This window comes from Janthinobacterium sp. GMG2, assembly GCF_033949445.1.
In the GTDB taxonomy this organism is placed as follows: domain Bacteria; phylum Pseudomonadota; class Gammaproteobacteria; order Burkholderiales; family Burkholderiaceae_D; genus Janthinobacterium; species Janthinobacterium aestuarii.
In genome coordinates this window covers 886231-908496 of the sequence record NZ_JAXAWA010000001.1, presented here as the reverse complement: position 1 = coordinate 908496, position 22266 = coordinate 886231, and the positions used below count along the sequence as shown (strand labels likewise).

At 59.9% G+C, this 22266-nt stretch carries 24 protein-coding genes; 6 read left to right on the top strand and 18 right to left on the bottom strand.

The window, feature by feature from the left end:
- Nucleotides 1–386 precede the first annotated feature (386 nt).
- The 3 genes from SKZ59_RS04085 to SKZ59_RS04075 all read left to right on the top strand — a co-directional run bounded on the left by SKZ59_RS04085 (nt 387) and on the right by SKZ59_RS04075 (nt 2002).
- Nucleotides 387–965, top strand: coding sequence for a hemerythrin domain-containing protein (locus SKZ59_RS04085; protein WP_175444482.1), 579 nt, complete (start codon nt 387–389; stop codon nt 963–965).
- Nucleotides 966–1040: 75 nt separating this feature from the next.
- Nucleotides 1041–1652: a DUF2185 domain-containing protein gene (locus SKZ59_RS04080; RefSeq protein WP_319990904.1), complete on the top strand. Its 612-nt coding sequence runs from the start codon at nt 1041–1043 to the stop codon at nt 1650–1652.
- Nucleotides 1649–2002 carry an MmcQ/YjbR family DNA-binding protein gene (locus SKZ59_RS04075; RefSeq protein WP_319990903.1) on the top strand — a complete coding sequence of 118 codons (354 nt, stop codon included), beginning with the start codon at nt 1649–1651 and terminating at the stop codon, nt 2000–2002. Before SKZ59_RS04080 ends, SKZ59_RS04075 begins: the two co-directional genes overlap by 4 nt.
- Here SKZ59_RS04075 and SKZ59_RS04070 read toward each other — a convergent pair.
- The 8 genes from SKZ59_RS04070 to SKZ59_RS04035 form a co-directional block, all read right to left on the bottom strand.
- Nucleotides 1999–2931, bottom strand: coding sequence for a CysB family HTH-type transcriptional regulator (locus SKZ59_RS04070; protein ID WP_070301441.1), 933 nt, complete (start codon nt 2929–2931; stop codon nt 1999–2001). The two genes, SKZ59_RS04075 and SKZ59_RS04070, sit on opposite strands and share 4 nt — an antisense overlap.
- Before the next feature lie 14 nt (nt 2932–2945).
- On the bottom strand, nt 2946–4016 hold the full coding sequence (locus SKZ59_RS04065; protein ID WP_034747519.1) for a sulfate/molybdate ABC transporter ATP-binding protein: 1071 nt from the start codon (nt 4014–4016) through the stop codon (nt 2946–2948).
- A gap of 1 nt (nt 4017) precedes the next feature.
- On the bottom strand, nt 4018–4944 hold the full coding sequence (cysW, locus tag SKZ59_RS04060; protein WP_070301500.1) for a sulfate ABC transporter permease subunit CysW: 927 nt from the start codon (nt 4942–4944) through the stop codon (nt 4018–4020).
- Nucleotides 4941–5750: a sulfate ABC transporter permease subunit CysT gene (gene cysT / locus SKZ59_RS04055; protein WP_099408869.1), complete on the bottom strand. Its 810-nt coding sequence runs from the start codon at nt 5748–5750 to the stop codon at nt 4941–4943. Before cysT ends, cysW begins: the two co-directional genes overlap by 4 nt.
- A 343-nt stretch (nt 5751–6093) precedes the next feature.
- On the bottom strand, nt 6094–6732 hold the full coding sequence (locus tag SKZ59_RS04050; RefSeq protein ID WP_034747512.1) for a peroxiredoxin: 639 nt from the start codon (nt 6730–6732) through the stop codon (nt 6094–6096).
- 41 nt (nt 6733–6773) lie between these two features.
- Nucleotides 6774–7340 carry an RBBP9/YdeN family alpha/beta hydrolase gene (locus tag SKZ59_RS04045; RefSeq protein WP_034747509.1) on the bottom strand — a complete coding sequence of 189 codons (567 nt, stop codon included), beginning with the start codon at nt 7338–7340 and terminating at the stop codon, nt 6774–6776.
- Between the two features lie 44 nt (nt 7341–7384).
- Nucleotides 7385–8389 (bottom strand): sulfate ABC transporter substrate-binding protein, encoded by a 1005-nt coding sequence (locus SKZ59_RS04040; RefSeq protein ID WP_034747505.1) that lies wholly within the window; start codon nt 8387–8389, stop codon nt 7385–7387.
- 130 nt (nt 8390–8519) lie between these two features.
- Nucleotides 8520–8903 carry a diacylglycerol kinase gene (locus SKZ59_RS04035; RefSeq protein ID WP_034747502.1) on the bottom strand — a complete coding sequence of 128 codons (384 nt, stop codon included), beginning with the start codon at nt 8901–8903 and terminating at the stop codon, nt 8520–8522.
- A gap of 154 nt (nt 8904–9057) precedes the next feature.
- Here SKZ59_RS04035 and SKZ59_RS04030 point away from each other — a divergent pair, with 154 nt between their 5' ends.
- Entirely contained in the window at nt 9058–9837 is a 780-nt protein-coding gene (locus SKZ59_RS04030; RefSeq protein WP_034747499.1) for an IclR family transcriptional regulator, read from the top strand.
- A 32-nt stretch (nt 9838–9869) separates the two neighbouring features.
- Here SKZ59_RS04030 and pbpG read toward each other — a convergent pair whose 3' ends face one another.
- From pbpG to SKZ59_RS04015, 3 genes are all read right to left on the bottom strand, one after another.
- Entirely contained in the window at nt 9870–10943 is a 1074-nt protein-coding gene (gene pbpG / locus SKZ59_RS04025; protein ID WP_034747497.1) for a D-alanyl-D-alanine endopeptidase, read from the bottom strand.
- 175 nt (nt 10944–11118) lie between these two features.
- Complete coding sequence (locus SKZ59_RS04020; protein ID WP_319990902.1) at nt 11119–11838, bottom strand: nitroreductase; 720 nt, start codon at nt 11836–11838, stop codon at nt 11119–11121.
- Between the two features lie 21 nt (nt 11839–11859).
- Entirely contained in the window at nt 11860–12777 is a 918-nt protein-coding gene (locus SKZ59_RS04015) for a DMT family transporter (RefSeq protein ID WP_319990901.1), read from the bottom strand.
- Nucleotides 12778–13127: 350 nt separating this feature from the next.
- Between SKZ59_RS04015 and SKZ59_RS04010 the strand changes: the two genes are divergently transcribed.
- Nucleotides 13128–13694: a phasin family protein gene (locus SKZ59_RS04010; protein ID WP_034747490.1), complete on the top strand. Its 567-nt coding sequence runs from the start codon at nt 13128–13130 to the stop codon at nt 13692–13694.
- Nucleotides 13695–13809: 115 nt separating this feature from the next.
- On the opposite strand, the gene SKZ59_RS04005 is transcribed toward SKZ59_RS04010, so the two are convergent.
- From SKZ59_RS04005 to SKZ59_RS03975, 7 genes are all read right to left on the bottom strand, one after another.
- Nucleotides 13810–14532: an ABC transporter ATP-binding protein gene (locus tag SKZ59_RS04005; RefSeq protein WP_139248441.1), complete on the bottom strand. Its 723-nt coding sequence runs from the start codon at nt 14530–14532 to the stop codon at nt 13810–13812.
- An 11-nt stretch (nt 14533–14543) separates the two neighbouring features.
- Entirely contained in the window at nt 14544–15317 is a 774-nt protein-coding gene (locus SKZ59_RS04000; protein WP_034747484.1) for an ABC transporter ATP-binding protein, read from the bottom strand.
- A 12-nt stretch (nt 15318–15329) separates the two neighbouring features.
- Nucleotides 15330–16547, bottom strand: a complete 1218-nt coding sequence (locus SKZ59_RS03995; protein WP_319990900.1) for an ABC transporter permease subunit — start codon at nt 16545–16547, stop codon at nt 15330–15332.
- A gap of 22 nt (nt 16548–16569) precedes the next feature.
- Nucleotides 16570–17499: a branched-chain amino acid ABC transporter permease gene (locus SKZ59_RS03990; protein WP_034747477.1), complete on the bottom strand. Its 930-nt coding sequence runs from the start codon at nt 17497–17499 to the stop codon at nt 16570–16572.
- A gap of 295 nt (nt 17500–17794) precedes the next feature.
- Nucleotides 17795–18742 (bottom strand): 4-hydroxy-3-methylbut-2-enyl diphosphate reductase, encoded by a 948-nt coding sequence (ispH, locus tag SKZ59_RS03985; RefSeq protein ID WP_319990899.1) that lies wholly within the window; start codon nt 18740–18742, stop codon nt 17795–17797.
- 9 nt (nt 18743–18751) lie between these two features.
- Entirely contained in the window at nt 18752–19207 is a 456-nt protein-coding gene (locus tag SKZ59_RS03980; RefSeq protein ID WP_034747468.1) for an FKBP-type peptidyl-prolyl cis-trans isomerase, read from the bottom strand.
- 118 nt (nt 19208–19325) lie between these two features.
- Nucleotides 19326–21176, bottom strand: a complete 1851-nt coding sequence (locus SKZ59_RS03975) for a LamG-like jellyroll fold domain-containing protein (protein ID WP_319990898.1) — start codon at nt 21174–21176, stop codon at nt 19326–19328.
- A gap of 246 nt (nt 21177–21422) precedes the next feature.
- Between SKZ59_RS03975 and radC the strand changes: the two genes are divergently transcribed.
- Entirely contained in the window at nt 21423–22097 is a 675-nt protein-coding gene (gene radC / locus SKZ59_RS03970) for a RadC family protein (protein ID WP_319990897.1), read from the top strand.
- Nucleotides 22098–22266 lie beyond the last annotated feature (169 nt).

Sequence of the window (22266 nt, the reverse complement as noted above, 5' to 3'; positions counted from 1 at the left end):
CCCCTATTGATGAATTTCAAAAATTACAATGTTGTTTATATTTTTATTACGCTTCTTTGCGATTGGACAAAAGATATCATTCAGGAAATCAAAATGCAATAAAAGAAACATCTTGAGTCATTGAAAATTTCAATCGGTCTCATGCATTGAATGCATTAGCCTGCTTTGCGTAGTGTCATGCTTCGTACAACCGGGACGACGAAACCTGCTGACTGGATGGAAGTGTTGTTAATGCACACAGACGCATGCGCCGTTCAGGCAAGCCCGGCCGACTTTATCGCACGCCGTCTTGCGCCAGCGCAGACAAACGCCATGCTTCCTGCCGGACGGCCCCTCGCCGCGCCCTATCATGCATGCTCCTGCCGACATCCATCACGGAGCACGCCATGCTGACTTTAAGCAAATTGAGTCCCTCCATCACCGACATGATCCGCTTCGACCATAGCCACGTGCTGCTGGCCTTCCATCAGTACACCACCAGCAAAAAACCTGCCGTCAAAAAAGCCCTGGCAGAAACCATCTGTAGCGCACTGGACATCCACGCGCAGCTGGAAGAGGAAATTTTCTATCCGCAGATGCGCCAGCTGGACGGCGATGCCGCGGTTCGCCAGAAAAGCGTGCCAGAGCACCAGGAAATGCGCCGCCTGATCGCCGAATTGCGCGCAACCGATGCGGCGACCACGCGCCATGACACCCTGCTGCTGGAAATGATGCGCGGCGTGCTGCACCATGTCGCCGATGAAGAAACCGTGCTGCTGCCGGAAGCCGAGACGCAGCTGACAGCAAGGCGCTTGAGCGAGCTGGGCGCACAGATGACTCAGCGCCGCATGGCCCTGGTCAAGCCGCAAGCGGGCAAGATCGCCGCCAATACGCTGGTCGGTTTTTCCAGCAGCACCACGGCCTGGGTCATGGGCGCGGCCGGCGTACTGCTGGCGGCCAGGCTGTTTGCCCGCAAGGCAGCCTGAACTGGCGTAGGGAGTAGCCAGGCCGGCGGGCAATCAGCTACCATGGGAGCTCTTCGACTCCGATGACGGACCACCATGCCCAGCTGGCACCTGGCCGACGCCGCCGAACTGGCGGCGCGCCATCCCTATACTTTTTATAAATCACCGCCCGAGGCCATCGCCCAGGTGCGCCCCGGCGAAGTGGTCAAGCTGATCTTCGCCTTCCACAGCGACGACCCGCAAGCGCCGGGTGCCGAGCGCATGTGGGTGCTGGTCGATACGGTCGAGCCGCATGGGCACTTCACTGGCAAGCTCGACAACATGCCCGGCTACATCACCGATTTGCAGGCGAAAGACCCCATCGCCTTCGCGGCGCGCCACATCATCAATACCCAGCACGACGATGATGATAACCTCGTCAACCGCTACGCGGGCCTGTGCTTCGTGACGAAAAAAGTGCTGGAAGACGGCGCGCCCGTCGGCTATCTCTACCGCGAGGAACCGGACAACGACGACGACAGCGGCTGGCGCTTCACGGCCAACGACGAAAGCGACGACTACATGAACGACAGCGCCAACGTGGCCCTCGTATCGCTGGGCGCCGTGCTCAGCGTGGACGATCGTTGTATTGCGCTGCTGGATGCGCCCGCCGGATCGGCCTATGCCTTCGACCACAACACGCAACAATTCATGGCGGTGGACGAATGACAACAGATGAACTGAAGCAATTTTGTGCGGCCCTGCCCGGCGTGCAAGCCGTGCTGCATGGCCCGCCGTCGAACATCCTCGTGTGTGAAGTAAGCGGCAAGAAATTTGCCTATTTCAAGACCAGCGCACCCGAGCAGTGGCGCTTCAGCCTGCGAGTCAGCGCCGAGCGCTTTATCGAACTGACGGACATGCCCGGCGTCAAACCGGCCCGCTACATGGGCCGCTTTCACTGGGTGACCATCGTCGACGTGGCGCGCTTCCCCGCCGATTACCTGGCGGAACTGGTGCAAGATAGCCACGCGCGCGCCGTGGCCAGCCTGACGCGCACGCAGCGGGCGGCCATCGCCTAGAGCGCTTCCTCTCCCGCCATGGCGCGGTCGATGTCTTCGCGCGTCAAGTCCGGCGCCAGCTGCAGGATGAACTCGTAGGCGTAGGCGCGCAGGTAGGCGCCGCGCCGCACGGCCAGGCGCGTCGTGTTGGTGGCGAACAGGTGCGACGCTTCCACGGCCCTTAGCCCCTTGTCGCGGCCATGATCGAAGGCCATCGAAGCCACGATGCCCACGCCCAAGCCCAGCGCCACGTACTGCTTGATGACGTCCGAATCCATGGCCGTCAAAATGATGTCGGTCGTCACGCCCGCCTTGGCGAATGCATCGTCGATATGGCCGCGTCCCGTGAACCCCTTGTCGTAGGTGATCAACGGGTATTTCGCCAGGTCTTCCAGGCGGATCGGCGAGTGCTCGAGCAGCGGGTGGCCGTCCGGCACGACGATCAGATGGCTCCAGCGGTAGCACGGAAACGACACGAGGTCGGGAAACTGGCTCAAGCCTTCCGTGGCGATGCCGATATCGGTCTTGCCCGACAGCACCCATTCCGCGATGTGTTCGGGCGCGCTTTGCTGCAGCGCGATGCGGACCTCGGGGAAAGCGGCGCGGAAGCCCTGCACCACTTTCGGCAACGCATAGCGCGCCTGTGTGTGCGTGGCCGCCACGGATAACGTCCCGCTGGTCTGGCCGCTGTATTCGAGACTGGCCTGCTGCAGGTTTTCCGCCTCGATCAACAGGCGGTCGACGATCTTCAGGATGCCCTTGCCCGGCTCCGTCAAACCCGTCAAGCGCTTGCCGTTGCGCTCGAAAATCACCACGCCCAGCTCGTCCTCGAGTTCGCGGATTTGCCGGCTCACGCCCGGCTGCGACGTGAACAGGGCGTTGGCCACTTCCGTCAGGTTATAGCCGCGGCGGGCCGCTTCGCGGATCGAACGCAGTTGTTGAAAATTCATAGTGTTCCAGCCTCTCAGGTTCTTGTCGGTTCAACGAACACGTGCAGACGTTTCGGGCGGACAACTAACGTCTCGCCTTCTTTCAGCTGCAGATGCGTAAAACGCTCGTTCGACATCACCGCTTCGATCAGCTCGCTGTTATCGACGCGCTGCAAGTCCAGCTGGGCCAGCGGACCGATCGCATGGGCGCGGCTCAGTTTCACGACGATGCCTTCCGCGCCCTGCGTGTAGCGGTCGATTTCCAGGTCATGCGGCCGCACATAAGCCGTGCCCTTGCTGTCGCTCACGCCCGCATAATCAGGCACTTCGAAGCTGGCGTCGCCCGTCGCCATCACGCCGTCATGCACGCGGCCGTGGAACAGGTTGACGTTGCCGAGGAAGCCGTAGACGAACGGGGACGCCGGGTGGTTGTAGACTTGCTCCGGGGAACCCAGCTGCTCGACGGTGCCCTTGTTCATCAGCACGACCTGGTCGGCCACTTCCAGCGCTTCTTCCTGGTCATGCGTGACGAAAATGCTGGTGACGTGCAAGTCGTCATGCAGGCGGCGCAGCCAGCGGCGCAATTCCTTGCGCACCTTGGCATCCAAGGCGCCGAACGGTTCGTCAAGCAGCAGCACGCGCGGCTCCACGGCCAAGGCGCGCGCCAGGGCGATACGCTGGCGTTGTCCGCCCGACAACTGCGGCGGATAGCGGTCGGCCAGCCAGTCCAGCTGCACCAGTTCCAGCAAATCCTTGACCTTGCGGCGGATCTGGTCTTCCGACGGGCGCTCGCTGCGCGACTTCACGCGCAAGCCGAAGGCCACGTTTTCAAACACGGTCATGTGCTTGAACAGCGCATAGTGCTGGAAGACGAAACCGACTTGCCGCTCGCGCACGTGGCGGTTCGACGCATCTTCCGCGTCCAGCAGCACTTGCCCGCTGTCCGGATGTTCGAGGCCCGCGATGATGCGCAGCAAGGTGGTCTTGCCGCAACCGGACGGACCCAGCAGGGCCGTCAGTTCGCCGGCGGGAAAGTCCAGCGAGATATTGTCGAGGGCGACGAAATCGCCAAAACGCTTGTGGATGTTTTTAACTGCGATGGTCATGTCAGTGCTCCGTAGAACGTAAGGCGGAATCGTCGGCGTCGCTCTCGTTCAAACGCCACTCAATGAAAGCTTTCAAGGCCAGGGTCACCAAGGCCAGCAAGGCCAGCAGGGAGGCGACGGCAAATGCGGCGGCGAAGTTGTACTCGTTGTACAGAATCTCCACTTGCAGCGGCATGGTGTTCGTTTCGCCGCGGATATGGCCGGAGACCACGGACACGGCGCCGAACTCGCCCATGGCGCGGGCGTTACACAGGATCACGCCATACAGCAGACCCCACTTGATATTCGGCAAGGTGACTCGGCGGAAAGTGTTCCAGCCCGACGCGCCCAGCACGATGGCGGCCTCTTCCTCTTCGCTGCCCTGCGACTGCATCAGCGGGATCAATTCACGCGCGACGAACGGGAAGGTGATGAAGATGGTGGCCAGCACGATGCCGGGCACGGCAAACAAAATCTTGATGTCGTGCGCCTGCAGCCACGGGCCGAACCAGCCTTGGGCACCAAACATCAGCACGTAGATCAGGCCGGAAATGACGGGCGAGACGGAAAACGGCAAGTCGATCAGGGTCAGCAAGATGCTCTTGCCGCGGAACTCGAACTTGGCGATGCACCAGGAAGCGGCCACGCCGAATACCAGGTTCAGCGGCACGGCGATGGCGGCCGTGATCAGGGTCAATTTAATCGCGGAAATCGCGTCCGGATCAATGATGGCGGCGATATACGCTTCCCAGCCCTTCTTGAACGCTTCCGCAAACACGGCCACCAGGGGCACGATGAGGAAGGCTGTCAGGAACAGCAAGGCGATGGTGATCAATACCGTTCGTACCCACAATGGTTCCAGCACAACGGGGCCGACATTCGGTTCGAAGCGGCGCGCTGTCGGCAGCGCCTTGTCCACGCCAGCGGCGGCAGTCGTATTCGTACTCATGATTTCTTCGCCTTTCCGCGCGTCCATGCTTGCAGCAGGTTAATCGTCAACAACAGCAAAAAGGAGACCACCAGCATCACCACGGCGATGGCCGTGGCGCCTGCGTAATCGTATTGTTCCAGCTTGGTAATAATGAACAGCGGCGTGATTTCCGACACCATCGGCATATTGCCGGCGATAAAGATCACGGAACCGTACTCGCCCGTGGCGCGGGCAAAGGCCAGCGCAAAGCCCGTCAGCAAGGACGGCAAGATCGTGGGGAAGATGACGCGGATAAACGTTTGCAGGGAATTGGCGCCCAGGCTGGCTGCCGCTTCTTCCAGTTCCTTTTCCGCGTCTTCCAGCACCGGTTGCACCGTACGCACGACGAAAGGCAAGCCGATGAAGGTCAGCGCCACCACCACGCCCAGCGGCGTGAACGCCACCTTGATGCCCAGCACACCTTCGATGAACTGGCCGAACCAGCCATTTGAGGAATACAGGGCCGTCAGGGTGATGCCGGCCACGGCCGTCGGCAAGGCGAACGGCAAGTCGACCAGCGCGTCGATGATGCGCTTGCCGGGGAATTTATAACGCACCAGCACCCAGGCCAGGATGCCGCCAAACACCACGTTCAACAGGGCGGCGATCAACGACGCGCCAAACGTCAGGCGGTAGGACGCCATCACGCGGTCGGACGTAACGGCGCTGAAGAAGGCATCCCATGTCATGGTGAAGGTCTTCAGGAACACCGACGACAGCGGGATGAGAACGATCAGGGCCAGGTAAAAGAGCGTGAAGCCCAGAGACAGCTTAAACCCCGGCATGACCCGAAACGGCGCTCCGCGCGCCTTGAGCGGTGCTGCTGATGCTGCAGACATAGAAACCCCTTCTTATTACATTTTTGAGTTATAGGGCGCAATAATCACATGCAACCGTTATAAAAAGAACTAACCATTTCTCATTTGCTTAGATGGATTTTGCATACTTGCTGGCGGAATCTATGGGCGAAAAAAAGGGGTCGGACCCTGCGGGTCCGACCCCGGCTTTTGGGGTGGGGGTTGGGGTGGGCACACACTTAACCCAACACCTTGACGGCTGGGGTCAGACCCGACGGGGAAATGCGTCCTAGTAGGACGCATTTCAATCGCGAAGCGACTGACCCCGTTCTTACTTGTTCGGCTGCGGCGTCAAACGAAGGTATGGCTTGGCTGCCGTAAAGCCCTTCGGATACTTCTGCTTGATCACGTCCGGGTCTTGCACGGTCAATGGAATGATGACGTCGTCGCCGTCTTTCCAGTTGCCTGGCGTGGCCACCGTATAGCCGTCCGTCAGTTGCAAGGCGTCGATGACGCGCAGGATTTCATTGAAGTTGCGGCCCGTGCTCAGCGGATACGTGAGGATCAGCCGCACCTTTTTGTTCGGGTCGATGATGAAGACGGAGCGCACGGTGGCCGTGACGGACTGTTCCGGATGGATCATGTCGTACAGCACCGACACTTTCTTGTCGACGTCGGCGATGATGGGGAAGCCCACGACCGTGTTTTGCGTCTCTTCGATATCCTTGATCCAGCTCTTGTGCGACTCGGCCGCGTCCACGGACAGGGCGATGGCCTTCACGTTGCGCTTGTCGAATTCCGGCTTGAGCTTGGCCGTCAAGCCCAATTCCGTCGTGCATACGGGGGTAAAATCGGCCGGGTGGGAAAACAGCACCACCCAGGAATTGCCCGCCCACTCGTGGAACTTGAGCGGGCCGATCGAGCTGTCTTGTTCAAAATCAGGGGCGACATCGCCCAGGCGTAAAGTCATCGTGATCTCCTGTGAGGTTGTGTATCGGGATGTTGGTCGAATCAGGCTGCCTGACGGTGGCGCTTGTCGCTTTGCGCCAGATCAAACAGCGTTTGCAATTGCGCCTGGCCGTAGACCCAGTCGCCAAGGCGCGACTCGGCGTTGATATGGCCCAGCGCACCGCCATCAATATACTTGCAATTCCAGCGCCGTGCCCACTGCGCCGCGTGTTCGGCCGTCATCCACGGATCGGTCTGGCTGGCGATCAGGATGCCGGGGCAAGGCAGCCGCTTTTGCGGCAATGCCTTTGCCACGCCAAACTTGTCGGGATCGGCTGGTCCCACCAGCAGCACGCCGGCCACGCCCTGCGGATCGCGGGCCAGGCTGTGCGCCGTCGTCAGGCAGCCGAAGCTGTGGGCGACGATCAGGGTCGGGCGCGCATCCTGCCGCCGCACCTGGTCCAGCCGCGCCGACCAGGTGGCCAGGTCGGGCGCGTTCCAGTCATCCTGCTCGACCCGCTCGAATTGCGGATACAGGCGCTGCCAGCGGCTCTGCCAATGCTCGGGACCGCTGTTATGCAAGCCCGGCACGATCAGTACCCGGTAATCGGAAAAGCTGCGCAGCGCCATGATGTGTCCTTTTAGTAACGGTCTGGCAATCGTGCCATCCGGTATTACTTAGGCTGGTAGATCTGGTCGAAGATGCCGCCGTCGGCAAAGTGCGCCTTCTGTGCCGCCGTCCAGCCGCCCGCCACTTGCTCGATGGTGAACAGGTTGACCTTGGCGAACTGCGACGCGTATTTCTTCGCCGCCTTGTCCGTTGCCGGACGGTAGTAATTCTTCGCGATGATGTCTTGCGCTTCATCCGTGTACAGGTAGTTCAGGTAAGCCTCGGCCACCTTGCGCGTGCCATGCTTGTCGGCAAACTTGTCGACGACGGCGACGGGCGGCTCGGCCAGGATGCTGACGGATGGCGTGATGATGTCGAACTTGGTCGGGCCCAGTTCCTTGACGGCCAGGTAAGCCTCGTTTTCCCAGGCGATCAGCACGTCGCCGATGCCGCGCTCGACGAACGTGGTGGTGGCGCCGCGCGCGCCGGAATCGAGCACGGGCACGTTTTTATACAGCTTGCCGAGGAAATCCTTGGCCTTCGCTTCGTTGCCGCCCGGCTGGCGCAGCGCGTAACCCCACGCGGCCAGATGGTTCCAGCGGGCGCCGCCCGAGGTTTTCGGATTCGGCGTGATGACGGAGACGCCTGGCTTGATCAGGTCGTTCCAATCCTTGATGCCTTTCGGGTTGCCCTTGCGCACCAGGAAGACGATGGTCGAGGTGTAAGGCGAGCTGTTGTGCGCCAAACGCTTTTGCCAGTCGCCAGCCAGCAGCTTGTGCTCGGCCAGCGCATCGATGTCATAGGCCAGGGCCAAGGTGACGACATCCGCTTCCAGGCCGTCGATGACGGCGCGCGCCTGCTTGCCCGAACCACCGTGCGATTGCTTGATCTTGACGTTGTCGCCCGTCTTGCCTTTCCACTCCTTGGCAAACGCCGTATTCACATCCTGGTACAGCTCGCGCGTCGGGTCGTACGACACGTTGAGCAGGGTGATATCGGCAGCCTGCGCCGTTTGCAGAATGGCAAACGCGCTGATGGCGGCGGCAATGATGATTTTTTTCGACAGCATCTAAGATCCCCGTGTGGTTGAACTTGCAGAGCCACCAGATTACGGCGCCATGGCCGCAAAGAGAACGAAGCGTTTCGCCGTTTGATATGCGTTTTTCACATATGGACGGCGCGCAACGGGGATTTAGCAGTTAATAAAAACGGTTAAACAAAATGACGGCCCAGGTGGCGAAGGCCAGGATGCAGGTCAGCAGCACGGCGGCGCTGCCAAAGTCCTTGGCGTTTTTCGACAGCGGATGACGTTCGAGCGAAATGCGGTCAACCACGGCTTCAATTGCCGAATTGATCAGTTCGACGATCAGCACCAGCAGCAGCACGCCGATCAGCACCAGCTTTTCAAACGCGGAAACGCGCAGCAGCAAGGCGATCACCGTGCCGACGACGAACAGGCCCAGTTCCTGCCGGAACGCATGTTCGTGGCGCCAGGCCGCTTTCAAGCCATCGAGCGAGTAGAAAAAGGCGGAGAAAATCCGTTTCAAGCCGCTTTTGCTCTTGAATTCATTTACAGGTTGCATAGTTTTCCATGGTTCAAAGCACATGCTATCCACGCATTATGACGGGCACAATAGGGATTGTGACAATTTATTCGCTATCTATCTCGGAACATTTCACTATTTTTTCACATCATGGTATAAAGAAGGATGAATACTGCATTGCACCAAAGCCATCATGAAAATTGAACCGGTCGCTGCCCCGAAGACGACGATCCAGGTCATCGAACGCATGGTCGCCCTGCTCGATGCCTTGGCCAAATATTCCGACCCGGTCAGCCTGAAGGAATTGTCCAAAGTATCAGGCCTGCATCCCTCGACGGCGCACCGCATCCTCAACGACATGGTGCTGACGCGCTTTGTCGACCGCATCGAACCGGGCACCTACCGGCTGGGCATGCGCCTGCTGGAACTGGGCAATGTGGTGAAAAGCCGCCTCAGCGTGCGCGAAGCGGCGCTGGACTTCATGCGCCAGCTGCACAAGAAAACCCAGCAAACGATCAACCTGTCCGTGCGCCAGGGCGATGAGATCGTCTACATCGACCGTGCCTTTTCCGAACGCTCGGGCATGCAGGTGGTGCGCGCCATCGGCGGCCGCGGCCCGCTGCACCTGACCTCGACCGGCAAGCTGTTCCTCTCCGTGGACGAGCCGAAAGCCATCCGCGCGTACGCCACGCGCACGGGCCTGGCCGGACACAACAAGAATTCCATCACGGATCTGCAAAAGCTCGAGCGCGAACTGAGCCTGGTGCGCGAGCGCGGCTATGCGCGCGACAATGAAGAGCTGGAACTGGGCGTGCGCTGCATGGCCGCCGGCATCCGCGACGATACAGGCAAGCTGATCGCCGGCCTGTCGATCTCGGCGCCAGCCGACCGCCTGCAGGATGAGTGGCTGGTGGACCTGGTGGAAACGGCGAACCAGATTTCAGTGACTTTGGGTTTTATACCCCAAGACTAAAGAAACAGAGCAGCAACGCTGCCCTGTTTCTTTTAGCCGCCAGGCAAGCTCATGTTGGCAGGCTTGAGGGCTTCCAGCCACTTGCGCATGCGCCCCGCATCGGCCGTGCGCGACTGTTTTCCCTTGGAATCGAGGAAGACCATGATCACGGCCCGTCCTTCGATGACAGCCTGCATCATCAGGCAACGTCCCGCCTCATTGATAAAGCCCGTCTTTTGCAAGCCGATTTCCCAGCCGGGATTCGCCACCAGGTGATTCGTATTGCCAAACTGCATGGGCTGGCCGCTGGCTTCGACGATGGCTTTCGGGTCCGTCGAGTACTCGCGCAGCAGCGGATGGCGGAAGGCGGCCATGGCCAGCTTGCCCAGGTCGCGCGCACTGGCCACGTTCATCTTCGACAAGCCGCTGGAATCGACGTAATGCGTATCCATCATGCCCAGCTGGCGCGCCTTGCTGTTCATCGCGTCGACAAACGCCGACAAGCCGCCCGGATAATTACGGCCCAACGCCGAGGCGGCACGGTTTTCCGAGCTCATCAAGGCGATGTGCAGCATATTCGCGCGCGTCAATTGCGAACCCACTTTCAGGCGCGAGCTGCTGAACTTGGCGCGATCGACATCCTCGTCCGTGATCGTCAGCAGTTCCTCCATGTCCTGATGCGCTTCGACGACCACCAGGCCCGTCATCATCTTGGTGATGGAGGCGATGGGCAGGGCCACATTCGAATTCTTTTCAAACAGCACTTCCGAATTGTTCTGGTCCAGCACCAGCGCCACGCTCGACTTGAGGTCGAGCGGATCGCGCGTGAGGTTCAGGCCCGCCAGGTCGCCCATGGTGGGCATCGGCGCGGCCATGGGCACGGCCACGCTGCTGATTTTTTGATAGATGACCTTGCGTTTGCCGCGCACCATGACAACCCGGCGCACGCTCTTTTCGCGCGGCGCGGCCGTCGCGCTCTTGCGCAGCACGACTTTGACTTTCTTGGTGTTCTGTTTCTTGGAGGCTGAGGATTTGCCGTTCGCTTCCTTGGCGTGCACGGCCGCAGCCGGCGCCAGTGCAAACAGCAGGGAAGCCAGGATACCCAGCGCAAGTTTAAACTTAGCCATTCGATAATTCCCCGTGAAGCTGTTGCCTTATTGCAGTGTAGCGAAATGCAGAGTATTCGCAAGCCTATTTAACAGTTAGGACAGTATTTATTGCAGTACTGAAATACAAATCGTTAGCGATCAGCAAACAAGCTCATCCTTGACGGCTATTTGCATGTGCTCATCGCTGGCGTGTCTATTTGTCCATGAATTTAACAAAACCGGCCAGCGGCTCGCGTTCCGTGTTCAAGCGGTTCTCGACCTTGTCCGGGTCGGCATAGCCGAGGGCCATGCCGCACACCACCATTTCGCTGGCCGGCACGCCCAGCTCGTCACGGATGATGTCATGGTAGTGAATGAAGGCCGCTTGCGGGCACGTGTCGAGTCCCCGCGCGCGCGCCGCCAGCATGATATTTTGCAAGAACATGCCGTAGTCGAGCCAGGAACCCTGCTCCAGCACCCGTTCGATGGTAAAGATCAGCCCGACGGGCGCATCGAAAAACTGGAAATTGCGTCCATGCTGAGCCGCCATGCCGGCCGTGTCGCTCCGCTCCAGGCCCAGCAGCTGGTACAGGTCCAGGCCGATCTTGCGCCGGCGTTCGATGAACGGCGCCGTCCACTGGCGCGGGTAATAGATATACGACGCCGTGCGCGCGGGCGCATCGGGCGCCTTCGGTGCGGCATAGACGTCGAGGATGCGGCGCGACAGCCGCGCGCGCGCCTCGCCCGACAGCACATACACTTTCCACGGCTGCATGTTGGCGCCCGAAGGCGCGCGCGCCGCCACTTCCAGGATGCGCGCGATATCGTCCTGCGCCACCGGCGTGGGCAAAAAGGCGCGGATCGAACGGCGCGACAGAATGACGGCGTCGACGGCTTGCTGCGCCGCCTGTGTTTCAGATGCTTGCTTGTTCACTGCCCTGCTCTCCCGCTATCTCTACTTCTTGACGACAAACACCACGCCGATCACGGCCACCAGCATGCCGGCGATGCCCAGCATATTGAACGCTTCGCCGAACATCAGCCAGGCCATCACGGCCGTCGTGGGCGGCGTCAGGTACAGCAAGCCCGTCACTTTCGTGGCATCGCTGCGACGGATCAGGGCGAACAGCAGAAAGATGGCGCCGATGGACAGCACGAGTACCGACCACAGCAAGGCGCCGATGAAATTCGCCGTCCATTGCACATTGCTGAAATGCAGGTCCAGCCCTTCGTAATACAGGGCGAATGGCAAGACCACGACGATGGAGGCGGCAAACTGCACCACGGTGCCCGTGCGCAAGTCGAATTGCGGGCAGTGGCGTTTTTGGTACATGGTGCCGGCCGTCATCGACAGCAGCGCGAACACGCACAGCAGCACGCTTTCCACGGTGAGGCCCACGAGGTTGATCTTCGCATACACGACGAGGGCCACGCCCAGCAAGCCGAAGAACAGGCCCAGCCACTGGCGCGGGCGCACGGATTCGCCGATCAGCGGCGCGGCGCAGGCCGTCAGCACAGGCTGCATGCCCACGATCAGGGCGGACAGGCCGGCCGGCATGCCCAGCTTGATCGCGCACCAGACGCCGGCCAAGTAGCCGGCCTGCATCAAAATGCCGGCCACGGCGATCTGGCGGAACTGTCCCACGGGCCACGGTGCGCGCAACAGCAGCACGAGCGGCAGCAGGATCACCAGCACGCCCAGGAAGCGCAGCAGCAAAAAAGTCAGCGGGGGCGCGTACGGCAGGCCGAACTTGGCCACGATAAAACCTGTGCTCCATAACAACACGAAGAAGCCAGGCAAGGCCATCGGCGTCAGAGTGGTCAGAAGAGAGGCTTTGCCGCTGGCGCCAGCCGCGGCGGGAAGATTGGACATGGTATCAACTCGGGAAACGGGATCGGCACCAGATGCTGCGCCAGTGCGGGAGGCAAAGTCTAGCATGCTGCGCCGCAATCGTCCCCGTAGCCGCTGGAAACGATAGTTTAGGCATAAACCATTGACACCCAGAAATCAAATATTTCTCTTTAGAAACAATGACTTTTGATCCAAATCTATTCAATTGTTGCATCGCACAAGAAACGCTTGACTTCGTTTTTTTTCACCGTAGAATAGGGTTTGTTGCGTTGCACAATTCTTGTTCAGCTTGAAAAATTTAGATTCACCTGCTTTCCCAAACGGTACACGCAGCATCAAATTAACCAGATTTCGATTTTTTGGAGATTTATATGTTTTCAATTCCTGAGCAATTTTCGTCCGCTACCAAAGCCAACCTGGAAGCCCAATTCGCCCTGTTCTCGTCGCTGACGGGCAAAGCCTTCGAAGGCATCGAAAAGATCGTCGAACTGAACCTGACCGCTGCCAAAGCGACCCTGGAAGAATCGACCGCCGCCGCCAAGCAATTGCTGTCGGCAAAAGATCCACAAGAATTCTTCTCGCTGAGCGCTGCTCAAGCCCAGCCTAGCGCCGAAAAAGCCATCGCTTACGGCCGTCACCTGGCTGCCATCACGTCGGGCACCCAAGCCGAATTCAGCAAAGCTGCTGAATCGCAAATCGCTGAAACCAACCGCAAAGTCCTGTCCCTGGTGGAAGAAGTCACCAAGAACGCGCCAGCCGGTTCGGAAAACGCCGTCGCCATCCTGAAAAGCGCCATCGGCAACGCCAATGCGGGCTACGAGCAATTCTCGAAAACCAGCAAGCAAGCCGTCGAAGCTATCGAAGCGAACCTGACCTCGGCCGTGAACCAGTTCACGCAAGCAGCTGAAAAAGTCGTGCCACGCGCTGCCGCCAAGTAATTCTTGCGCGACCGCTACGGCGGTCCGCTGTACCTGCTCCTCCAGGCATCCATCCCGTACTTCCCCGACGGATGCCATTATGCCCCAGCCCAGCTGGGGCATTTTTTATGCGCGCTTACTCTCCCAGATACGCCGCCTTGACGCGCGGGTCGTCGAGCATGGCGGCCGCGTTGCCGCCCATGGTGACGAGGCCGGAATCCATCACATAGCCGCGGTGCGCCGCTTGCAGGGCCAAACGGGCATTCTGTTCGACCAGCAAGATCGTGATGCCTTCGGACGACACCTTGCGGATCACCTCGAAAATTTTCTCGACCATGATGGGCGACAAGCCCATCGACGGCTCGTCGAGCAGCAGCAGCTTCGGATGACTCATCAGTGCCCGCGCCATGGCCAGCATCTGCTGCTCGCCGCCGGACAAGGTGCCGGCCATCTGCGCCGCCCGTTCCTTGAGGCGTGGAAAGACGTCGAACCAGCGGGCGATATCGTCCTCGACACCGGCCTTGTCCGTGCGCGTGTAAGCGCCCATCATGAGGTTTTCCCGGATCGACATGCGGGTAAACACGCCCCGCCCTTCCGGCACCATGGCCAGTTTTCTTTCCACCAGGTGGAACGATTTCGTGCCCTTGAGCGATTCGCCCAGGTAGCTGATCGTGCCTTCGACCTTGCAGGCCGGCAAAGTGCCCGTGATGGCTTTCAAGGTCGTCGTCTTGCCGGCGCCGTTCGCGCCGATCAGGGCGATCAGCTCGCCCTGGTTGACTTCCAGGTCGATGCCCTTGACGGCCTTGATGCCGCCGTAGGCCACGTGCAGGCCCGATACCTTCAATACATTCTTGTTCAAGCCAGCGTTACTCATGCGTGCGACCCTCCCAGATAAGCCTCGATGACGGCCGGGTTTTGTTGTATTTCGGCCGGCAAGCCTTCCGCGATGCGCTTGCCATACTCGAGCACGGTGATGCGGTCGCACAGTCCCATCATCAGTTTCACGTCGTGCTCGATCAACAGCACGGTCTTGCCTTCGGCCTTGATTTTCACCAGCAACTCGCGCAGAGCCAGCTTTTCCGTCGCATTCATGCCCGCCGCCGGCTCGTCGAGCGCCAGCAGTTGCGGGTCCGTGGCCAGCGCGCGGGCGATTTCCAGGCGCCGCTGGTCGCCATACGACAAGAAGCGGGCCGTGCGGCTGGCGAACTGGGCGATGCCGACGAAGTCGAGCAACTCCATGGCCCGCTTGCGGATGGACGCCTCTTCCTCGCGCGCCGCCTTGTGGCGGAAGATGGCGCCGAACACGCCCTGGTGCGAGCGCACATGGCGCCCCACCATGACGTTTTCCAGCGCCGTCATGTCGCCAAACAAACGGATGTTCTGGAAGGTGCGCGCAATGCCCGCCTTGGCCACCTTGTGCGGCGCGGATGGCGAATACGGTTTGCCGGCCAGCTCGAAAGTACCCGTGTCGGGCTGGTACAGGCCGGTGATCACGTTGAAGAAGGTGGTCTTGCCGGCGCCGTTCGGGCCAATCAATCCATAGATTTGCCCTTGCCGGATGGTGATGCCCACGTCGGTGAGCGCTTGCAAGCCGCCAAAACGTTTATTCACGCCGGCAATATTGAGAATGATCTGTTCGCTCATGCTATCCCTCCCTTAAGCGGACACGACGCCGGTGGATTTGTTCGGCTGGTCGGCGTCGTGGTCGGGCCGGTCTTCGTGCTTCGGCGATGGCCACAGGCCGGCAGGACGGTTGAGCATGATCAACACCATGGCCAGGCCATACAGCAACTGGCGCAGCACTTCCGCCTCGATCACCACGTGGCCGAACAGCGCCTGCTGGGCCGGTTCCACCACGTGGCGCAGCACTTCCGGTATCGAGGCGAGGATCACGCCGCCGAGGATCACGCCGGGGATATGGCCGATGCCGCCCAGCACCACCATGGCCAGCACGGCGATCGATTCCGTCAGGGAAAACGATTCCGGCGAGACAAAACCCTGGAACGAGGCAAACATGGCGCCCGCCACGCCGCCGAACGAGGCACCCATGGAAAAGGCCAGCAATTTCACGTTGCGCGTATTGATGCCCATGGCCTTGGCGGCGATCTCGTCTTCGCGGATGGCGACCCAGGCGCGGCCCAGGCGCGAATGCTGGAGCCGCTTGGTGACGAACACGACGGCGATGCACAGGAAGAGGAACAAAAAGTAATAGGCGTTCACGGACGGCATGGAAAAACCGGCCACCGTCACGGTGCTGTTGGTGCCCGCCTCGCCCGCCAGGTTGACGCCAAAGATGCGGATCGGGTCGATCAGATTGATGCCTTGCGGCCCGTTCGTGAAATTGATCGGGTCGTTCAAGTTGTTCATGAAGATGCGGATGATCTCGCCAAAGCCCAGGGTCACGATGGCCAGGTAGTCGCCGCGCAGCTTCAAGGTGGGCGCGCCCAGCAGGGCGCCGAACAGGCCAGCCACCGCTGCGGCCAAGGGCACGATGATCCAGATCGACAAATGGATGCCGTTTTCGCGGATTTCCGGCCCCATCAGCTGCACCAGGGCTTCGCCCAGCACCGGATATTGATTCACCACCGATTCGAGCAGAATGGCGAACTGGGGCGACGCCAGCAGGGCCGTCAGGTAGGCGCCCACGGCGTAGAAGGCGATGTAGCCGAGGTCGAGCAGGCCGGCAAAGCCGACGACGATGTTCAAGCCCAGGGCCAGCATGATGTACAGCAAGGCCATGTCGATGATGCGTACCCACGAGTTGCCGAACTGGGCGGCAAAAAACGGGAACACCATCAGCAGCGCGGCCAGGCCCAGCATGCCGGCGTAGGCCTTGGCGGGATTCTTTTTTGCGTCGAAATCGAGTAGTGCCATGATTTAATCTCCCAGTTTCACATCAGGCACGGTCGGCCACGCGTTCGCCCATGATGCCGGACGGGCGCAGGGTCAGCACGATGATCAGCACGACGAAGGCAAAGATATCCTGGTAGTGGCTGCCCAGGAAGCCGCCCGTGATGTCGCCGATATAGCCGGCGCCCAGGCTCTCGATAATGCCCAGCAAGATACCACCCAGCATGGCGCCGTAGATATTGCCGATGCCGCCCAGCACCGCCGCGCAAAACGCTTTCAGGCCGGGGATGGCGCCCATGGAAAATTGAATGGAGGCATAGTTGGCGCCCCACATCACGCCGGCCACGGCCGCCAGCGCGGCGCCGATGGCAAAGGTGGCCACGATGACCTTGTCGGAATCGACGCCCATCAGCCCTGCCACGCGGGGGTTTTCCGCCGTGGCGCGCATGGCGCGGCCCATGCGGGTTTTTTCCACCAGCAACACCAGTCCGCCCATCGACAGCGCGGCCAGGGCCAGCAGCAACACTTGCGTTTGCGAAATCACGGCGCCGCCTATGTTGATGGGGTCGGTCGACAGCAATTGCGGGAAGGGCAAGGGATTGCGCGTCCAGATCATCATGGCGAAGGTTTGCAGCAGGATGGAGACGCCGATGGCGGTAATCAGGGGGGCGAGGCGGGGGGCGTTGCGCAGGCGGCGGTAGGCGACCCGCTCGATGATGATATTGACCAGAATACAGATGGGAATGGCGCCGAGGATGGCGGTGGCCAGCTTCAGATAGCCGGGCCAGTCGGGCACATAAATGCCCAGCAGCTTGAGAATGGTCAAGCCCACCATGGCGCCGATCATGAGCACGTCGCCGTGGGCGAAGTTGATCAGGTTCAACACGCCGTACACCATGGTGTAACCGAGGGCGACTAAGGCATACATGCTGCCCAACACCAAGCCGTTAATGATCTGCTGGATGAATGTATCCATGATTGCCCTATCAAATATGCATTTTTCGGGAACAACTTCCGCCAGAACATGTCGCTGATACAAAAACGGCACCGGAGGAAGAATTCCTGCAGTGCCATCCCTGGACCGTTCTCACCAGCATGGTGCACGCACTGAAAACGGGCGTGACCTTGCTTAGTCATAACGACAACATATTCAAGCTTGAGGCAATCATAACGATCTTTTGCAAAAACTAAGCTTGGAATAAATCAATCATTTCCGAATTAAATTCGGTTTTGAGGTAACTATTTCATCGATACTCAGCAGCCGTACAGCCTCAGGCGACGTCGCGCTTGATGCCGTCGAGGCCTTTCGGCATCGGGAACGTAACGGCTTCCTGCACGCCGTCAAGCGGGCGCACGCTCTTCACGCCGCACTCTTTCAAGCGGTCGATGACGGCCTGCACCAGCACCTCGGGCGCCGAGGCGCCAGCCGTGACACCCACGCGCAGCTTGCCTTCCAGCCACGCCGGGTCGATCTGCGAGGCATTGTCGACCATGTAGGCAGGCGTGCCCATCTTGTCTGCCACTTCGCGCAGGCGGTTCGAATTCGAGCTGTTCGGGCTGCCCACGACGATCACCACTTCCACCAGCGGCGCCATGAATTTCACGGCTTCCTGGCGGTTCGTGGTGGCGTAGCAGATGTCGCCTTTTTTCGGCTCGGCGATATTCGGATATTTCGCTTTCAAAGCCGCAATAATGTCGCTGGTGTCGTCAACTGACAACGTTGTTTGCGAAACATAGGCCAGGCTCTGCGGATTGGCGACCTGCAATTTCGCCACATCATCGAGCGTTTCCACCAGATGCATGCCCATATCGGCCTGGCCCATCGTGCCCTCGACCTCGGGATGGCCATCGTGGCCGATCATGATGATCTCGCGGCCCTCGCGGCGCATCTTGCCCACTTCCATGTGCACCTTGGTGACCAGCGGGCAAGTCGCATCAAAAATGCTCAGGCCGCGCGATTCCGCCTCGGCACGCACGGCTTTCGACACGCCGTGGGCGGAAAACACGAGCGTATTGCCGGCAGGCACGTCATCGAGGTCGTCGATGAAAATGGCGCCCTTGTTGCGCAAATCGGCCACCACATAGGCGTTATGGACGATTTCATGGCGCACATAGATCGGTGCGCCAAATTGCTGCAAGGCGCGTTCGACGATTTCAATCGCCCGGTCGACGCCAGCGCAAAAACCGCGGGGCTGGGCCAGTAACAGTTCTTTATCCATCGCTACTCCTTACAGGACCGAAATGAGCTTGACTTCAAAACGCAGCGGCTGGCCGGCCAGCGGATGGTTGAAGTCGAACAGGGCCGAATCGTCACGCAATTCGCGCAGCACACCGGCAAAGCGGCCGCCGCCCGGCGCGGCGAAGTCGACCAGGTCGCCGATCTTGTAGTCGGCGCCCGGCACGGAGTTTTCGTCCAGGGTAGCGCGCGAGACGGACTGCACCAGCTCGGGATTGCGCTCGCCAAAGCCTTCGCCCGCCGCCAGCTCGAACGTCTGGTGCGTGCCTTCAGGCAAGCCCAGCAGACGCTGCTCGAGGAATGGCGCCAGTTGGCCCTGTCCCAGCATCAAGGTCGCGGGATTGCCGCTGAAGGTCGTGACAATGTCAGTACCGTCAACAGTAGCAAGACGATAATGCAGGGTAAGGTAAGCCGCTTCGGTGACGACTGCTGGTTGCTCGTTGGACATAGTAGTTTTCAAGTAACTGGTGCAAAACGATATTGTAAGCCACCCTGAGCCAGCGCGCCCCATGCCATCTCGGCGCGGCCATGCTTTTGTCAAAAAACATGACCGCGCCCCCTTTCACTTATCCGACGTTGACGTACACCAACTGGCCAGGCGTGCTCGCATGATTGCCGAAGCCCGAGCTGTCTTCCAGGTTGCCGTCGAGCTTCCAGCGTCCCACGGGCCGGTGCACGATGCCGTACTGGCCATAGTCATACACTTCCTTGGGCGTCAGCACGCGGTCGTACAGGATGACGTCCGACAACTGCCAGGCGGGCGTGCCCTGCTCCAGCGCATGCACGGGGTGGCCGATCACAAGGGGGGTGCCGGCGGCCTGCACGAATGGATTTGTCATCTTGTTGCTCTGGTACATCAGGAAATCATCGACGTACAGGCTGATGCTCCCGTCATGCTTGACAGTATAGGTGCAGCGAAACCAGCGGTTGGCAATATCCACCTGCAGGCCGTGGCCATGGCTATTGACGCCCGTACCAACACTGTTCCACATGGACAGGAACGTCTTGATATCCTGCTTGAACAGCGCCCATCCTTTCTTGTCCGCCTGATGCGCGACAAAAGCCTGCGCCTGACCAACGGTCGAGGAGAAAGCCTGCTGCCGGATACAATACGACAGCGAAAAATCCGCACTCTCGTAGCGCACGGACGAAGGCACGGTGAGCATCAGACCAGGCTGAAATTGCAAGGTCTTCGTCACGCCGAAGCAGGGTGTGGGCGGCGCCGGACGCATGGCATCTTCGCCGCGCAAGGCGTCCCAGACAGCCTTGCGTCTGTTGCTGTAGGCCGGCGTCTCGACCAGGTTCAGTCCGTCCTCCTCCATGGGTTTTCCCCCATTCCAGTCCCAATAGCATGCCAATTGCACGCCCGTACGGCGTATGGCGCTCAGCAACGCATGCAAGTTGTCTTGCCGTTCGGTATCTTGCAACGCCAACTCCTGTTTTTTCGACAGGCAAAAGCTGCCAAGGTAATACGGCTTGCCCAAGGTATGTGCGGCACGCTGCATCACTTGCAGATAAGCGAGCGAAGACGAAACGAAGTCGGATGGCAAATCCGCCCCCTCAGTCAGGCCGCTGCTCACATATTCATTACCCGGGAACAGATTTTCACAAAGACAGTCGACCGGGTCCGGATTCACGAATGGCAGGGTTTCCGCAATATATTGCTGCAAGGAACCTTGACGAGGCGAAGTATGGGCAATGCCGGCATTACCGGAAGAAATCATGCGCGCCAGACCATCGTTGGCGCGCAGCAATTGCGCCGTCTCCTGGATGATTTCCCGCGTAGCGGTCAAGCTGATCCCGGTCACGCCCATCAGTTCCTGTGCGGCCATCCAGGCGGCGATGCCGGCGTGGTTGCTGTAGTGCTGCGCAAAAGCCTGCGCAAAGGCACGCATGTAGCGGCGCGTTTTCGACTGTGGATTGACCAGTGCGACCCGCGCAGCCGCGGCCTGCTCGTCTTTTGTAGCGCCCGCAGCGCCCGCCTCCCCCACCAACTGCGGCACGGCGTAGGGATTCCAGAATGGGCAGGCGATGATGCCGATGCCATTGGCCAGCGCGCAATCGAGCAGCGCCGTTATGGCAAGCCAGTACGAATCTTTGATATTCACATCGGTTAGCGTGTTGTCGCTTGCGAACTTTGGCTCACCAACAACTTCGCCCCAGTTCCAATAGCCATCCTTGCCCTTGAAAGGCGCCAGCATCACCTGAAGGTACTTGAAGCCGTTGGCGGCAAGATACGGAAAATCGGTGCTGTAATCGGGATACTTCGGGTCCGGAGCGAGCGGTGCGGTAACGCTCCAGTTACGGTGTTCCAGATACGCATGCGCATTGAGGCCGATGCCGCTGACCTTGCCCGTGTTGACGCCGGCGGCGTTGAACTCTTGCATGACTCCATTGATAACTTTGATGTACGGCATGACTGCTCCTGTAAAACAAGTGGAAGACATTGAGTTCAGGGCCCTGACTCCCCGTCGTTGCAACTTACATGGAATGCAACGACAGGCAAATGATAGCGCCTGAAAATACCCGGGCCGGGCATCTTGGTTTTTTGTTTTTTTACCATGATCCGACATAAAGACGAGCTAGCGCAGCATGGCCGCCCGGGGAAGGCGCGACAATCATCGGCAGGCGCCACGACCAACTGGGCGCACCGGGGAGGCAACATGGGCATCAAGGATTGGCCAGCCGGCGAACGGCCGCGCGAACGCCTGATCGAGGATGGCGCACAATCGCTGTCGGACGCTGAATTGCTGGCCGTCTTCCTGCGCACTGGCGTGCGCGGCAAGAGCGCCGTGGAGCTGGCGCGCGATACGGTCGAGCACTTCGGCTCCTTGCGGGGCCTGTTTGGCGCCAGCCTCGTGAGTTTTTCCGCCGTGCACGGCATGGGCAGCGCCAAGTTCGCCCAGCTGCAAGCGGTGCTGGAACTGGCGCGGCGCGCCATCATCGAAGACTTGCAGGCGGGCCAGGCCCTCAATTCGCCGCACGCGGTCAAAGACTATTTACGCCTGACTCTGGGCAACCTGGCGCATGAAGCGTTTCACGTGTTGTTTTTGGACGTCAAGAACCGGCTGATCACGACCCAGGAAATGTTTCGCGGCACCCTCACCCACACCAGCGTGTATCCGCGCGAAGTGGTCAAGCAGGCGCTGCTGCACAACGCGGCCAGCGTCATGCTGGCGCACAACCACCCGTCCGGCACACCGGAGCCCAGCGAATCGGATCTGCTGCTCACGCGCGCGCTGGTGCAAGCCTTGTCGCTGGTGGATGTGCGCATCCTCGACCATTTCATCGTGGCCGGGCGGCAAGTGCATTCGTTTGCGGAACATGGGCAAATCTAGGCCAGAGCCCGCTCCACCGCAGTTAACCATGTGTAAACAAGGACATACGTGACAAGGGCAGCAGGCTTGTCTAACAGTAAACAGCGCTGTTTACCAGTGCTTTTCCCTATGAGGAAGGGTAAAAGTCAAATTGTTAAATTATTTCAATACAACATGACACAATTGTTTT